This is a genomic window from Beutenbergia cavernae DSM 12333, from assembly GCF_000023105.1.
GTDB classification, from domain to species: domain Bacteria; phylum Actinomycetota; class Actinomycetes; order Actinomycetales; family Beutenbergiaceae; genus Beutenbergia; species Beutenbergia cavernae.
Map to the genome: position 1 here is coordinate 686,848 of NC_012669.1, position 14,572 is coordinate 701,419.

Consider the following 14,572-nt stretch of genomic DNA (forward strand, 5'->3'; position numbering starts at 1 on the left):
TGCCCGACGGCGAGGATCGCCTTCCGGTGGTCGAGGAGGGTGGCATGGGTGAGACAGGGCTGCGCGTGGCGCTACGGAGCAGCGACCCGCTGCTGGTGGGGCACGTCCGTCGGGTGACCGACGTCGCCGGCTGGGCGTTGGACGTCACGCCGGCCGGCGGCACGGCGCCGCGCGCCGACGTGCACGTCGACAGCGTGCGGGAACGCGGTCCAGGCGACCCTCCCTGGGCGCGCGGGGTGCGATCCCGGCGGGAGGGGCCGTTGTGGGTGGCCCGCGAGCAGCCCGGCGAGTGGCCGGCACCGGAGCCGGCGTCCGCCGTCGTGCACCTCCTGCCCGAGGCGGATGCGGAGCTGGCCGAGGCGATCGCCGATCGAGCGGAGCTGGGCCACGCCCGGGTGGTCGGCGTCGTGGGCGCCCGGGGCGGCGTCGGGGCGAGCGTCTTCGTGGGCGCGCTGGCTCGCGAGGCGGCCGGGGCGGGCGCCACGTGCGCGTTGGTCGACCTGGATCCCGCCGGAGGGCTCGACGTGCTGCTGGCGATCGAGCACGAGCCGGGTCCGCGCTGGGCCGACCTCGACGCGACGGCGGGGTCGATACCGCCCGACGCCCTGGCCGCGGCGCTTCCGGTCTGGCACGCCGTCCACGTGCTCGCGGGAGACGCGCGCGGCGGCCCGTCCGCCGGGGCGCTCGTGCCCGCGCTGAGAGCGCTGCGCGAGGCCCACGACGTGGTCCTGCTCGACCTGTCGCGGCGGGCCGACGACGCGGGCGCGACGGCGCTGGCGGCCTGCGACGACGTGGTCGTGCTCGCGCCCGGCGACGTGCACGGGGCGGCCGGGCTGTTGTCGCTGGCGCCGCGGGTCGCTGGGCGCGGGCACCTCGTGGTCCGGCAGGGCACGGCCGGCGACGCCGTGCTGGCGGCCCCGGACGAGCTCGCCGTGGCGAGCGGCCTCGGCCTGGCCGGAGTGGTGCGGCACGAGCGCGCGCTGCGTGCCGGGCTGGAGCGGGGCATGGCGCCGGGCGACCGGCGGCGCAGCCCGCTCGTCCGCACGGCTCGCGCCGTCGCTCGACGCCTGGTCCCGGCATGACGGGGCGCGCCCTCGCGGCCGAGGTCCGGGCCGCGCTGGGGTCGGCTCCCGCGCCGGCGGGCGTCGCGACGGCCGTCCGCGGCGGTGCCGGGCTCCGCGGCCGGCGCGAGGTGGTCGCGCTCGAACGCGAGGTCCGGGCCGAGCTGTTCGGCGCCGGGCCGCTCGTGCAGGCGCTGCTGGAGGCTCCGGACGTGACCGACGTCCTCGTCAACTCCCCGACCGACGTGTTCGTCGACGCGGGGATCGGGCTGGAGCGCGTCGACGTCGGGAGCGGCGTCGGTGACGTCCGGGCGCTCGCGGTCCGGCTCGCGGCGGCAGCCGGGCAGCGGCTCGACGACGCCTCCCCGGTCGTGGACGGCCGGCTCCCGGACGGCACGCGGCTGCACGCCGTCCTGCCCCCGATCGCCGCGGAAGGTGCGGTGATCTCGCTGCGCACGGTGCGCCGTCGCGCACTCACGCTCGACGAGTGGCGAGCCCACGGCGGCATCGACGACGCGACGCTCCGGGTGCTGCGGGCGATGGTCCAGCGCCGCGCGAACGTGCTCGTCTCCGGCGCCACCGGCTCCGGGAAGACGACGTTGCTGGCCAGCCTGCTGTCGGCGGCCGCGCCGGCCGAGCGGATCGTGTGCATCGAGGAGGCGCGGGAGCTCGCACCCGACCACCCGCACGTCGTGCACCTGCAGTCGCGGGCACCGAACGTGCAGGGGACGGGCGGCGTCGGCCTGCCGGAGCTGGTGCGCGCGGCCATGCGGATGCGGCCGGACCGGCTTGTCCTGGGCGAGTGCCGTGGCGCGGAGGTGCGGGAGGTGCTGACCGCCCTGAACACGGGGCACGACGGCGGGCTGGCCACCGTCCACGCGAACGCCGCCGCCGACGTCCCGGCGCGGCTCGTCGCCCTCGGTGCGCTCGCCGGGCTCGCGCCGCGCACGATCGCCGCCCAGGCGACCAGCGCTCTCGACGCCGTCGTCCACCTGGCGCGCGCGGGAGGGCGGCGGCACGTACGGGAGATCGCGGTGCTGGTGCGCGACGGCGGGGAGCTCGGCGCGGTGCTCGCCGCCGAGCGGCCGGCCGGCGGCGAGCTGCGGCTCGGTCCCGGCTGGCCGGTGCTCGGTCGCCGGCTGGGTCTGCTGGCGCCGGAGGCTGCAGACTGCTCGGCGTCGGGCGTCCTTGGCGCGCCGTCCGGTGAAACGACGGGAGGGCGCCCGTCGAGCGGCGCCGTGCGGGAGCCCTGGTGACGGCGCTGGTGCTCGTGGGCGTCCTCGTGGCCGTGGCGAGCGGCGTGGCGCTGTGGCCGGGTCCGCGGCGCCGACTGCCGCGGACGCCGCGGGCCCGGGCGGGGGCCGGGCGCGGGCGCTCGCTCCGGCTGGTGCTCGGGCCGCGGCGGCCACGTTCCGCCCGCGGGACGCCGCCGGGTGTGGATGCCTGGCTCGGGCCGATGCTCGTGGAGGTCGCCGGCCACCTGCGGGCGGGTGCGAGCGTCCCACTCGCCTGGGAGCGCGCTCTCGACCGTGCGGCCCGTGCCGGCCCGGTGGGCAGTCCGCGGGCGGACGCGCGCGGCGGCGCCGGGGCGCATGGGTCCGCGGACGTCGTGGTGCACACCCGTGCGTCGGCCGATCGTGGTGCTGGTGCTGGTGCTGGTGCTGGTGCTGGTGCTGGTGCTGGTCCTGGTGCGCGGGCCGGCGGCGTGGCGTGGCGCAGCGGAGGTGCCGCGCTCGGCGCCGACGGCGTGCCCGCCGTCCTGCTCGAGCGGGCGGGTGACTCGCCGGCACTCGACGCCGCGATCGCCGCGTGCCGGCTCGCGCACACCTCCGGGACGCCTCTCGCAGACGTGCTGACGTCGTGTGCCGCCGGGATCGTCGAGGCGGATGCCGCCGAGGCCGCACGTCGCGTCGCGCTCGCCGGGCCGACGAGCACGGCTCGGCTGCTCGGCTGGCTGCCGGTCGTCAGTCTGGTGGCAGGGACGGCGCTCGGCGCCGACCCGATCGGCGTGGTCCTCGCCGGTGGCGTCGGGCTCGTCGCGGTGCTGGGCGGCGTGGCGCTGATGGTGCTCGGGAGGCGGTGGTCCGCGGCGCTCGTCGCGTCCGCGGAGCGTGGGGGCGAGGCCGGCTGATGGCAGCGGCACTGGTCGTGGGGCTGCTCGTGGTGGTCGCGGCCGTGCCATGGCTGTGGCCGCCGCGACGGCTGCCGGTCCCGCGTCCGGCCCAGGAGCGGCGCGCGGTGCGGGTCGATGCGGCCGTCGCGTGCGAGCTCGTGGCGGCGGTCCTCGACGCCGGCGCCGCCGTCCCGACGGCGCTCGACGCTCTCGGCCGGGCGATCGACGGCGACGACGGCCGGGCTCTGCGATCGTGCGGCGGCGCGCTCCTGCTGGGCGCGTCCTGGTCGGAGGCGTGGTCCGGCGTGCCGGGGCGGTGGGCGATCGTCGAGCGCGCGCTGGAGCCGGCGTGGACGGACGGCGTGGCGCCCGGACCGGCGCTGCGCGCTGCGGCGGACGGGGTTCGAGCTCGCCGCGCGGAGCTGGCGAAGGAGGCCGCCGCCAGGCTCGGTGTGCGGCTCGTGCTGCCGCTCGGCCTCTGTTACCTCCCGGCGTTCGTGCTGCTCGGGCTCCTGCCGGTCGTGATCGCGACCGGCGGGTCGCTCCTCGGCGGGTGAGCCGCGTGTCGTCGCCGTGGCGCGGCTTGTCCCCAGATCGCGCGTGCCGTCAGTGCGGCAGAGCTGTCCCCACCCGCCCAGCGGTGCAGCGGTGCGGCGAGACATCGTGGCCGCAGGAGGTCCTCGTGTCCGAGGGCTCGAACAACGGGAGGGAAGATGTCGAAGGAGTCGAAGAGGTCCACCGGGTCGCGGGAGGTGGTCTCGGCAGTGGCGCGCGTGTGGCTCACTGCCGCACGGGTCGTCAGGTGCGTCCTGACGCGGGCGGCAGAGGGGCCGGTCGCCGCGCTGGGCCGGGTCGTGGCGATGGGGCGGGCGCGGCGCCGCCTGGTCGTGGCGAGCGCGGAGGCGGGGATGGCGACGGCGGAGTACGCGATCGCCACGCTCGCGGCAGTCGCGTTCGCCGGCCTGCTGCTCGTGATCCTGCGCAGCGGCGAGGTCCGCGAGATGTTGCTGTCGATCATCCGCGACGCCCTGTCCGTATGAGCGAGAGCTCCCCGCGGCGCGAGCGCGGGGACGAGGAGCGCGGCAGCGTGACGGCGGAGCTCGCCGTCGCGCTGCCCGCGCTGGTCGTGATTCTCGTGGCGGTCCTGCTCGCGGCGTCCGCCGGGCTGACGCAGGTGCGCTGTCAGGACGCCGCCCGCGCGGCGGCTCGGGCGGCGGCGATCGGCGACGACGACGCACGCGTCCGGGCGGTGGCGCTCGAGCTGGGAGGTCCGAGCGCCGGGGTGACCGTCGCTCGCGACGGCGAGTGGGTGGTCGTCACCGTCGAGCGCGAGGTCACGACGGGAGTGCCGAGCTGGTCGGTGACCGTGTCGGCGACGGCCAGGGCGTGGATCGAGCCGGGGGAGCCGCCGTGAGTTCTCGGGAGGGTGGTCGTCGTGTCGGTGGTCGTGTGTGTGGTCGTGACCGGGGGCCCGCCGGCGACTGCGACCCGGGCGCGGACCTCGCCGCGGACGGGCACCTCGGGGCTCGGGCGGGGAGTCGGGACCGGGATCGCGGCTCGGCGACCGTGCTGGTGCTGGGTCTCGTCGGCGCGCTGGCGGTCCTGCTCGTCGCCGTCGCACTGCTCGGCGCCGTGGCGCGGGCGCGCGGAACCGCGCAGACGGCCGCGGACCTCGCCGCGCTCGCGGCCGCCCGCGTCGCGAACGACCCGTGGGCGAGCGGTGACCCGTGCGCCGTCGCCGACGCCGTCGCACGTGCACACGCGGCCGAGCTCACGTCGTGCTCCGTCACCGGTGGAGTCCTGGACGTGACGACGGCGGTGCCCGTCAGTGTCACGCGCGGCGCGGACGGCCCGATGGTCGCCGAGGCGTCCGCGCGGGCAGGGCCGGTCGGTCCTGCCGGGTGATCCTCGCGCCAGGCGTGTCGCCCGGGTGATCCTCGCGCCAGGCGTGCCGGCCGGGTGACCCTCGCGCCGGGCGTGCCGGCGGGTGACCCTCGCGCCGGGCCGGTCGGTCCTGCCGGTGACCCTCGCGCCGAGCACGTGCCTGGCGCTCGAGCTCGTAGCGCGGAGGTGCGTGCTCGAACGTCCGGTATGTGCTCGCCGGCGACGCCCCGCACCCGGAGGCGGACCGCAACGCAGCGGGCCGTCGTCAGGCGCCCGCGGCCCGCGCGCGCAGATAGTCGAGCACGCGCAGCGCACCCGCCTTGTCGATGGGCGAGTTGCCGTTGCCGCACTTCGGCGAGAACACGCAGCGCGGGCACCCGGTGACGCACGCACACGCCGCGATGGCATCGGCGGTCGCGGAGATCCACCGGTCGGCGATCCCATACCCCCGCTCGGCGAACCCGGCGCCGCCCGGGTACCCGTCGTACACGAACACCGTCGGCTGCCCGGTGTCCTCGTGGAGCGCCGTCGAGAGTCCGCCGATGTCCCACCTGTCGCACGTCGCGAGCAGCGGCAGCATGCCGATCGCCGCATGCTCCGCGGCGTGCAGGGCGCCGGGGACGTCGCCGACGTCCAGCCCTGCCTCGCGCAGGGCGTCGAGGGGTGCCGTCCACCAGACACCGGTCGTCGCGAACGTACGGACCGGCAGCTCGAGCGGGTACGACCCGATGATCTCCATCCCGGGCAGCCGCCGACGGTCGTACCCCAGCACCTGCGAGCTCACTTCGAGCTGCCCGTACCCCCACGTCACGGGTCCCCACGACGTCGTCCGCAGCTCGGCGGCGACGCGCACATGGGTCGTGGATCGGGACCGTGTGCGGTACGTGACGTGCTGCGCGGTGACGAGTGCGACGTCGTCGGCCAGGCCGAGCACCTCGAACGTCCGGCCCTGGTGCACGTACACGGCGCCGGCGTGCACCGTGGCGTCCGCACGCGACCCGTCGACGGTGCCCAGCAGCCTGCCCGTGCCGTCCTCGACGACCTGGACCGGCGCCTGCCCCCCGCTGCCACGCAGGTCCGTGAGCCGGCTCGGCGGGTCGACGAGGGCGTGGTTCCAGTACCAGCCGGTCGGTCGCCGGCGCAGCAGGGCACGGCGCTCGAGCTCGTCGAGGAGGCTCGCGTCCGGCAGCCCGAACCGCTCGAGGTCGACGTCGGTCAACGGCCGCTCGGCTGCCGCCGCACACAGGTGCGGCGCGAGCACGTACGGATTCGTCGGGTCGAAGCTGGTCGCCTCGACCTGCTCGTCGAAGATCGCCTCCGGGTGATGCACGAGATACGTGTCGAGCGGGTTCTCGCTCGCGACGAGCACGGCCAGCCCTTCGGCGCCGGCACGCCCGGCCCGGCCCGACTGCTGCCAGAACGAGACCCGCGTACCGGGCCAGCCCGCCATCAGCACCGCGTCCAGCCCTGCGACGTCCACCCCGAGCTCCAGGGCGTTCGTCGTCGCGAGCGCCAGCAGGTCACCCGTGCGCAGGTCGGCCTCGAGATCGCGGCGTTCCTCCGGGAGATAGCCCCCGCGGTAGGCGGCGACCGGCGGCCGGCGTGCTCCGGCGACGGCGTCGCCCAGGTGGTCGAGCGCTTCCGTGGCCACCACCTCGGCGCCGATCCGCGACCTCACGAACGCGAGCGTGCGCCGTCGTCCACGCACGAGATCCGCGAGGAGGTCCGCCGTCTCCGCGAGCGCGCTGCGCCTGGGGAAGTCCCCTTCGAGCACTCCGGCGTCCGCGGCGTCGCCGCCCTCCTCCACCGAGACCGGGGCCGGCGCCGCGCCGGTCTCCCGGGTGGGCGGCGGCTCCCACAGGGCGATGCGTCGCCGACCCTGCGGCGAGGCGTCCCGCGTGACCGCGTGCACCCGATCGGGTGCGACGCCGATGAGCCGCGCCGCCGTGGCCCCCGGGTCGCCCGTGGTCGCCGACGCCATGACGACAGTCGGGGCCGCCCCCGCGGCCTCCGCGAGCCGCAGCAGCCGGCGCAGGACGAGCGAGACGTGCGCACCGAACACGCCGCGGTACGCGTGGCACTCGTCGACGACGACGTACCGCAGCCCGCGCAGCAGCCGATCCCATCGGCGGTGGCCGGGCAGCATCGAGAAGTGGAGGAAGTCCGGGTTCGACAGCACGACGTCGGCGTGGTCGCGAGCCCAGTCCCGCTCGTCGAGCGGGGTGTCGCCGTCGCACGTCGCGACCCGGACGTCGCGCAGCTCCCCGGCTGCCAGGAGGCGTTCGAGCCCGTGCCGCTGGTCCGCCGCGAGCGCCTTGGTCGGCGCGAGGTACAGCACGGCGGCCCGACGGCGCAGCGACGAGATCCGGCCGGGCTGCTCGGGCGGGCGGCGGACGGCGGTCAGCGCCGGCAGCCACGCGGCCAGGGACTTGCCGGACCCCGTCGACGTCGCGAGCACCGTGTGGGTGCCGGACCACGCGGCGTCGGCGGCCTCCACCTGGTGCACCCACGGACGCTCCACGCCCAGCCGCACGTACGCGGTCACCAGCTCCGCGTCCGCCCAGTCCGGCCACGCCGCGGTCGACCCCGGACGGGGCTCCCGTTCCTCGAGGTGCACGAGGCTCGTGCGCCGCGCCGCGGACGTCAGGAGCACCGACAGGGTGTCCGGACGCGTCATGCGCCCATCGTCGCACCGGGCAGCGACGCCGGTGTCCGGCGCTCGTCCGCCGAGTGCATGGGTTCTCTCGCGACACGCCGGTGGCGGGCGCGAGAGATCACGCACTCGGCGGAGGGTCCGACGACGTGCGGTTCAGCTCGGCACGAGCAGTCGGTACCCGATCCCCCTGACCGACGCGACCTCGAGACCCCCGACGGCGGCCAACCGCTTGCGCAGCCGCTTCACCGCCGACGTCACCGTGTCGGGATCGCCGAGGTACCCCGTGTGCCACACGTGCACCGTGAGCTCCGCGAACGACCAGACCCGGTCCATCTCGGACGCGAGCGCGACCAGCAGGTCGAACTCGCGCGTGGACAGGTGCACGCGCCGTCCGGCGATCGTGACCTCACGCGTGCCGAGATCGACTCGCAACGGTCCACGCTGCAGCGCGCCGACGCGACTGGGCTTCCGTGGCGGTGGATCGGGAGGGGCGGCCGCAACCCCAGCATGCGACCACTCCACCCGATCACCACCCAGGAGCGCCCTCGCCCCGTCGGTGTCTGCAGCTGCGACCACGACCGCCTGATTCCCCATCAGGCGGGCGACCTCGCTACAGGCTTCGAGCGGAAGCCCGACGCAGAGCACATAGCCCCTGTCGGTGTCCGCGACGTCTATGGACATGTACTGCCCACCTCCCCCGGGTGCAGTAGCGGAATCCTTGACGTTCGCGGGGTGTCGCGTCAAGGGGGGCGCATCCGTCAGAAACCGCGAGCGCGGCTTCCGAGGCGCCCGGAACCCGACCTCGAACGGCCCGGAAACCGACCGTGAACTGCCCGAGAGCCGCCAGTGACCTGACCGTGACCTGACCTTCCGCCGTCCTTGTCCACGATGTGATACAGCCGCCACGGTGAGCACGTCCCCTCACCTGGGGGCGTTCGCGGTGCCCGGCGCTCCGGTTCGGGCACACCGACCAGGAGGCACAGTGCGCACACCCGTGTTGGTCGCCAGGAGACTGGTGATAGCTGCCTCCGCGGTAGCAGGATTGGTCGCGACGCTCGCCGTCGGCGCCGTCCCTGCGCTCGCGGAACCGACCCCCGTGGTACCCGCCACGGCGGACGAGAAATTCACAGCCGAGGCCCTGCAGGTCCTCGAGGAGTCCGAGACCGCCGACTTCTGGGTCCGTTTCGCGGACCGGGCGGACCTCGACGCAGCCTCGTCCGTCGACGACTGGGACGCGCGCGGCATCGCCGTGTACGAGGCGCTGAGGGAGACGGCGGCCGCGTCCCAGGCGGGCACGATCGCGGCGCTCGACGCCGCGGACGCGTCCTACGTCCCGTACTGGGTTGCGAACGCGATCCTCGTGAAGGGTGGCACGCTGGACCTGGCGCAGAGCCTGGCGGCGAGCCCCGAGGTGCTCGAGATTCGGCAGACGACCGTCTACCCGCTGGAGGAGCCGGTGATGACGCCGGACACCACCATGGGTCCGCAAGCGGTCGAGTGGGGGATCCAGGCGATCAACGCCGACGACGTCTGGGCCACCTACGGCACCACGGGTGAGGGCATCGTGGTCGCGAACATCGACTCCGGCGTCGACTACACGCACCCGGCGCTCGTCAGCCACTACCGCGGCAACAACGGCGACGGCACGTTCACGCACGACTACAACTGGCTGGACACGTCGGCCGCCTGTGACGTCGGTCCGTGCGACACGGACGGTCATGGTTCCCACACGATGGGCACGATGATCGGGTCCGACGGCGGCGCGAACGAGATCGGGGTCGCTCCCGGTGCGGAGTGGATCGCGGCGAACGGGTGCTCCACGTGCTCCGACGCCGACCTGATGGAGGCCGGTCAGTGGATGCTCGCGCCCCGGCCCATCGGCGGCGACGACGACAGCGGCGACCCGACCAAGCGGCCCCACATCATCAACAACTCCTGGGGTTCGCGCTTCCCGTCGAACGACCCGTTCATGGAGGCGATCATCACCGACTGGGAGGCGGCGGGGATCTTCGGCTCCTGGTCGAACGGCAACAGCGGCCCGGCGTGTGAGACGAGCGGGTCGCCAGGAAGCCGGACGATCACGTACTCGGTGGGCGCGTTCGCCCAGAACGGCAGCATCGCGTCGTTCTCGGCGCGCGGCCCCGGACAGGACGGCACGATCAAGCCGAACATCGCCGCTCCCGGCGTCGCGGTGCGCTCCTCGCTCCCGGGCGGTGCGTACGGCAACGGCGACGGCACCTCGATGGCGGCGCCGCACCTCGCTGGTGCGATCGCGCTGCTGTGGAGCGCGGCGCCGTCGCTCGTCGGTGATATCCGTGGAACGTGGGCGCTGCTCGACGAGACGGCTGTCGACGTCGAGGACCTCACCTGCGGTGGCACGGCGGACGACAACAACGTGTGGGGCGAGGGCAAGCTCGACGCCCTGGCGCTGCTGCAGGCGGCCCCGGTCGGTGACTCGGGCACGCTCGCGGGCACGGTGACGGACGAGGCCGGCGCGCCGGTCGCGGGCGCCGCGGTGAACGTCGCGGGTCCGACGGAGCGCGACATCACCACTGACGAGGCGGGTGCCTTCTCCCTCGGCGTCGTGCCAGGCGACTACACCCTGACCGCCACGGCGTTCGGGTTCTCCCCGGGCACCGCGACGGCGACTGTCGTGCCGGGCGAGACCGCCACGGTCACGATCGCGCTCACGCCGGCCGCGACGTTCGCAGTCACCGGCACCGTCACGAACTCCGTGACGGGCGACCCGGTGGGCGGCGCGACGGTGAGCCTCGGCGCACCGATAGCCGACGTCACGACGGCAGCGGACGGCACGTACGCGTTCGCCGACGTCCCGGCGGGCGAGTACACGCTGTCCGTGACCGCTGGGGCGTGCGCCGAGCCGTACGCCGCAGCCGTGACGGTCGACGGCGCCGAGACGTTCGACGTCGCGCTCGCCGCGGTGTCCGACGCGTTCGGGTACTACTGCACGCTCGGTACCGACGGCTACCGCCAGGGCGACACGCTCCTGGACCTGACCGGGGACGACGTGGCCACGACCGTGGACCTGCCGTTCGACGTCGAGTTCTACGGCGACCGGTATTCGCAGGCCCACGTCTCCACGAACGGGAACCTCAACTTCCTCGCTCCGGTGACGACGGGTGCCAACGCGGTGCTCCCGCGGCCGGCGGCCCCGAACGCGGCGATCTACGCGTTCTGGGACGACCTGGACGTGGACGCCGAGGCGGGCGTCTACACGGCGGCGACGGAGATCGACGGCGAGCAGGCGTTCGTCGTCGAGTACCGGAACGTGAAGATCTGGGGCACGGCCCAGACGGGGCGGCTCAGCTTCTCCATCACGATCACCGAGAGCGGCGACGTGACCATCGGGTTCGGCGACGTGACGGCTGACGACGCGCGGGCGGGCGGCAGCTCGGCCACGATCGGCATCGAGAACGCGGACGGCACCATCGCGCACGTGTTCACGCACAACACCGCCGGCAGCGTGACCCCGGGCCTCACGGTCTCGTACGGTCTGCCCGACCACGGCCACATCAGCGGCGTCGTGAAGGACTACAACGACTCCCTGCCGATCGCGGGCGCCACGGTGACGGCGACCCCCGACGACGGCGGCGAGCCGGTGGTCCTGGAGACCGACGCCGAGGGCCGGTACGACGGGCTGCTGTTCTTCGGTGCGTACACGGTGACGATCGAGGCTGACGGGTACCGCACCGTCACGCGCGACGTCGTCATCGACGTCGAGGAGGAGCAGATCACCTTCTCGCCGAAGCTGCGCACGGGTATCGCGAACGTCGACCCGGCGTCGTTCGAGTGGATCCTCACCGAGGGCCAGTCGAGGACGGCGGAGCTCACGATCGGCAACTCCGGCTCGACGCCGCTGGACTTCACCATCGGTGAGGTTCCGCGAAACGTCAGCTCCGAGGCTCCGGCCCCGGCGCTGTCGGCGTCGACGCTCGCGAACGAGCAGGTGCCGGCCGGTGCGACGTCGCTCGCCGAGGCGAACGCCTTGGTGGCCGAGCGGGCGGAGGCGGCAGACGCCGTCGACCCGAACGCCCGGACGGCGCTCGGCGAGTACACCTCCGAGCAGCTCGAGGCGTTCTCCGCTCCGTCCTTCGAACCGGACGCGGCCGGCGACGTCCTCGCCCAGTGGAACACCGGACTGACGGTGGCGTGGGGTGTCGGCTACACGGGCGACGTCTGGGTCTCGGATCCCGAGGACATCACCAACACGCAGTTCACCCCGGACGGTGTGGAGCTCGGCTCCTACCCGGCCGACTGGGGCGGCACGTGGCCGGGCGACATGGCGCTCGACTCGAGCACCGGGGACATGTGCCAGGTCAACGTGGGTGGCGACAACGGCATCCACTGCTTCGACCCGGCCACGGGTGCGGAGACGACCGTCATCACGGGCGGGGAGGACTGGGACGCCACGTCACAGCGTGGCCTCGCGTACAACCCGACCGACGACGTCTTCTACATCGGTGGGTGGAACTCCGACGCCATCTTCACGGTGGCCGGCCTGTCGCACGACACGCCGGGAGCGCAGCTGAACGTCTGCGTGCCCGAGGACCCGTCAGTGGCGGGCCTCGCGTACAACCCGACGTCCGGCACGCTGTGGATGGTCCCGAGCTCGTTGACGACCGTCTTCTACCAGCTCGTGCCGGAGGACTGCTCGACGGTCTCGACCGTCGACTACCCGGGTGACGACCAGGGTCCGGGTGCCGGGCTCGAGCTCGACGCGACGGGCGCTCTGTGGGCCGCCAACCAGCTCACGGGCGACGTCTACCTGGTGGACGTCGGCGTCCCGAACGTCTCCGACGTGCCGTGGCTGTCGGTGGACCCGACCGAGGGTCGGGTCCCGGTGGGCGGCGAGCGCACGCTCGACGTCACCGTCGACACGACGGGGCTCGAGCCGGGTGTGTACGGGGCGAACATCCTCGTGCAGACGAACGCCGGACGCGTCTCGACGATCTCCGTCCCGGTCACCCTCGTGGTGTCGGCCTACCAGGTCGGCGTCAACGCGGGCGGCGGGGAGTACACGGACGCCGGCGAGTTCACGTGGTCGGCCGACCAGCAGCTCACGGGCAGTGCGACGTGGGGCTGGGTCGGGCAGCGCTCGGAGGTCTCGACGACCACCCGGGCGATCGGTGGGACGACTGAGGACACGCTCTTCCAGTCGCGCCGCTCCGGCGTCTTCTCGTACGTCTTCGAGGACGTTCCGGCCGGGACGTACGCGATCGACCTCGGCTTCGCCGAGTTCAACCGCAACTTCCCGGAGCGTGACCGGCTCTTCGACGTCCTCGTGAACGGCGACTACCAGATCGTCGCTCACGACGTGGCGGAGGAGGTCGGCGGTCTGTACGCGGACCAGCACGTCCTGCAGGTCGAGCACTCCGGGGGCGACCTCGAGGTGCAGTTCCTCAACCGCCGCAGCTACGACTTCCCGATCGTCAACACGGTCCGGGTGACGGAGCGCGGTGACCTGTAGGTGAGTTGACCGCGAGGGTGCACCCTCGCGAGGCGCGGCCGGGCCCCATCCCCCGGGGGCCCGGCCGTCGTCGTCCCCGGACGGCGACGAGCCGCCGGACGCAAGGCATCGGGCCACAGGGCCGAGGGATTCTGTCATGCTGTGGGCACGCGAGATCGTGGGGGAAACATGGAGCTGACGGTGGCGGGAACCGACCGGTCGGGGGTGCCGGTCGTCTCGGTCACGGGCGAGGTCGACGTGTACACGGGACCCGTCCTGCGCGAGGAGCTGGAGAAGGCCCTGGCGCGCGGCACGACCGGCGTCGTCGTCGACCTCAGCGGGGTGGCGTTCATCGACTCCACGGGCCTCGGGGTCCTCGTCACGGCCCACCGTCAGCTGGCCTCGCGCGGCGGCCGCCTCCACGTGTGCGCCCCCGAGGGGAAGATCACCTCGGTCATCGCCCTCACCGGGCTCGACGCCGTGCTGGCGGTGCACAGCGCGCTCGACGACGCCGTGCACGCCGCGGCGCCCGCCTCCGCCTGACCCTCCGCGAGAGGTTCGTGGCCCGGACCGCCCCTCGCGCGCTCAGGCCGCGCGGCGCTCTTGCGCCGACGCCGTCCCCAACCACGTGTGCGGGTTGCGGTCCCAGCACCAGCCGAGCTTCGGGGCGCGCTCCCCGCTGATCCACACGGCCGGGACGCGCTGGTCGCCCCGGCGTGAGCCGGCCAGCGAGTAGCACCGGTTGCGGCGCAGCATGTCGGGGCGTTGCGTCACGACGGCGATCCCCTCCGCGACGGTCAGCGGCGAGCGGTCCCGCGCCTGGATGGCGCGCACCGCGTCCTCCGGTGTGACGTCGCGGAGGTCGGAACCCGTGTCGATGTCGGTGAGCAGGTACGCGAACGACCGCTCGCCGTCGTCGTCCCGCGGCAGCGCGACGTCCGGACGCGGCACGAACCCCGCCCACTCCTCCTCGGTGAGCATGCTGGTCCCGGCGCGGCCGGCGAGCTCCATCCGGCGGGCGGCGGCATCCGCCGGGATCCCGGGGAGGACGAGGACGAACGGGATCGCGTCGTCGCGGCCGACGGCGTCGGCGTCCCAGGCGGTGCGCTCGCCGAGGTCGCGAGCGTGCGACCGGAGCGGCTCGAGACGAGTGCGGAAGGTCGCCTCGTCGACGCCGAGCAGCTCCGGGTAGCCGAGGTCGAGCAGGCGGGAGACCTGGCGCTCGAGCTCCACCGCGCCGTCGAACGGGACGCCCTCGTGCGGGGCGGGGACGGTGGTGGGGCGGGCGATGGTGGCGCGCACGCGGATCCTCTCCGAGGGGGCGGGGACGACGCCGACGGTACGGCGTACGGGAATCAGAACGCACCGCTGCGCCGAGTTGTTCCCGGGCG

The 14,572-nt window shown here is 74.5% G+C and carries 12 protein-coding genes; 9 read left to right on the forward strand and 3 right to left on the reverse strand.

What is annotated here, in order from left to right; genetic code table 11:
- Positions 1-44: 44 nt before the first annotated feature.
- The 7 genes from BCAV_RS03115 to BCAV_RS03145 all read left to right on the forward strand — a co-directional run bounded on the left by BCAV_RS03115 (position 45) and on the right by BCAV_RS03145 (position 5,079).
- Entirely contained in the window at positions 45-1,082 is a 1,038-nt protein-coding gene (locus tag BCAV_RS03115) for a cellulose synthase operon protein YhjQ/BcsQ (protein ID WP_012725660.1), read from the forward strand.
- On the forward strand, positions 1,079-2,317 hold the full coding sequence (locus BCAV_RS03120; RefSeq protein ID WP_012725661.1) for a TadA family conjugal transfer-associated ATPase: 1,239 nt from the start codon (positions 1,079-1,081) through the stop codon (positions 2,315-2,317). The genes BCAV_RS03115 and BCAV_RS03120 overlap by 4 nt, the downstream gene beginning before the upstream one ends.
- Positions 2,314-3,192 (forward strand): hypothetical protein, encoded by an 879-nt coding sequence (locus tag BCAV_RS21360; protein ID WP_050761600.1) that lies wholly within the window; start codon positions 2,314-2,316, stop codon positions 3,190-3,192. The genes BCAV_RS03120 and BCAV_RS21360 overlap by 4 nt, the downstream gene beginning before the upstream one ends.
- Entirely contained in the window at positions 3,192-3,731 is a 540-nt protein-coding gene (locus BCAV_RS03130) for a type II secretion system F family protein (protein ID WP_012725663.1), read from the forward strand. Before BCAV_RS21360 ends, BCAV_RS03130 begins: the two co-directional genes overlap by 1 nt.
- A 156-nt stretch (positions 3,732-3,887) precedes the next feature.
- On the forward strand, positions 3,888-4,214 hold the full coding sequence (locus tag BCAV_RS03135; RefSeq protein ID WP_012725664.1) for a DUF4244 domain-containing protein: 327 nt from the start codon (positions 3,888-3,890) through the stop codon (positions 4,212-4,214).
- Entirely contained in the window at positions 4,211-4,588 is a 378-nt protein-coding gene (locus BCAV_RS03140) for a TadE family type IV pilus minor pilin (RefSeq protein WP_012725665.1), read from the forward strand. Before BCAV_RS03135 ends, BCAV_RS03140 begins: the two co-directional genes overlap by 4 nt.
- Positions 4,589-4,623: 35 nt before the next feature.
- A complete protein-coding gene (locus tag BCAV_RS03145) occupies positions 4,624-5,079 on the forward strand; it encodes an Rv3654c family TadE-like protein (protein ID WP_012725666.1) in 456 nt (151 codons plus the stop codon).
- 244 nt (positions 5,080-5,323) lie between these two features.
- On the opposite strand, the gene BCAV_RS03150 is transcribed toward BCAV_RS03145, so the two are convergent.
- Both BCAV_RS03150 and BCAV_RS22870 read right to left on the reverse strand, forming a co-directional pair.
- Entirely contained in the window at positions 5,324-7,735 is a 2,412-nt protein-coding gene (locus BCAV_RS03150; protein ID WP_012725667.1) for a DEAD/DEAH box helicase, read from the reverse strand.
- A gap of 132 nt (positions 7,736-7,867) precedes the next feature.
- Positions 7,868-8,146, reverse strand: a complete 279-nt coding sequence (locus BCAV_RS22870; protein WP_050761603.1) for a winged helix-turn-helix domain-containing protein — start codon at positions 8,144-8,146, stop codon at positions 7,868-7,870.
- Between the two features lie 610 nt (positions 8,147-8,756).
- On the opposite strand from BCAV_RS22870, the gene BCAV_RS21365 reads away from it, so the two are divergent.
- Positions 8,757-13,202 carry a carboxypeptidase regulatory-like domain-containing protein gene (locus tag BCAV_RS21365; RefSeq protein ID WP_050761606.1) on the forward strand — a complete coding sequence of 1,482 codons (4,446 nt, stop codon included), beginning with the start codon at positions 8,757-8,759 and terminating at the stop codon, positions 13,200-13,202.
- A gap of 180 nt (positions 13,203-13,382) precedes the next feature.
- Positions 13,383-13,724, forward strand: coding sequence for an STAS domain-containing protein (locus BCAV_RS03165; RefSeq protein WP_187292844.1), 342 nt, complete (start codon positions 13,383-13,385; stop codon positions 13,722-13,724).
- A 42-nt stretch (positions 13,725-13,766) separates the two neighbouring features.
- Here BCAV_RS03165 and BCAV_RS03170 read toward each other — a convergent pair whose 3' ends face one another.
- Positions 13,767-14,483 (reverse strand): DUF5701 family protein, encoded by a 717-nt coding sequence (locus BCAV_RS03170; protein ID WP_012725671.1) that lies wholly within the window; start codon positions 14,481-14,483, stop codon positions 13,767-13,769.
- Positions 14,484-14,572 lie beyond the last annotated feature (89 nt).

Coding starts and splice junctions, on each gene's coding strand:
- BCAV_RS03135 (WP_012725664.1), top strand. CDS start 3,888: ATGTCGAAGGAGTCGAAGAGGTCCACCGGGTCGCGGGAGGTGGTCTCG.
- BCAV_RS03150 (WP_012725667.1), bottom strand. CDS start 7,735: ATGACGCGTCCGGACACCCTGTCGGTGCTCCTGACGTCCGCGGCGCGG.
- BCAV_RS03120 (WP_012725661.1), top strand. CDS start 1,079: ATGACGGGGCGCGCCCTCGCGGCCGAGGTCCGGGCCGCGCTGGGGTCG.
- BCAV_RS03140 (WP_012725665.1), top strand. CDS start 4,211: ATGAGCGAGAGCTCCCCGCGGCGCGAGCGCGGGGACGAGGAGCGCGGC.
- BCAV_RS03130 (WP_012725663.1), top strand. CDS start 3,192: ATGGCAGCGGCACTGGTCGTGGGGCTGCTCGTGGTGGTCGCGGCCGTG.
- BCAV_RS03115 (WP_012725660.1), top strand. CDS start 45: ATGGGTGAGACAGGGCTGCGCGTGGCGCTACGGAGCAGCGACCCGCTG.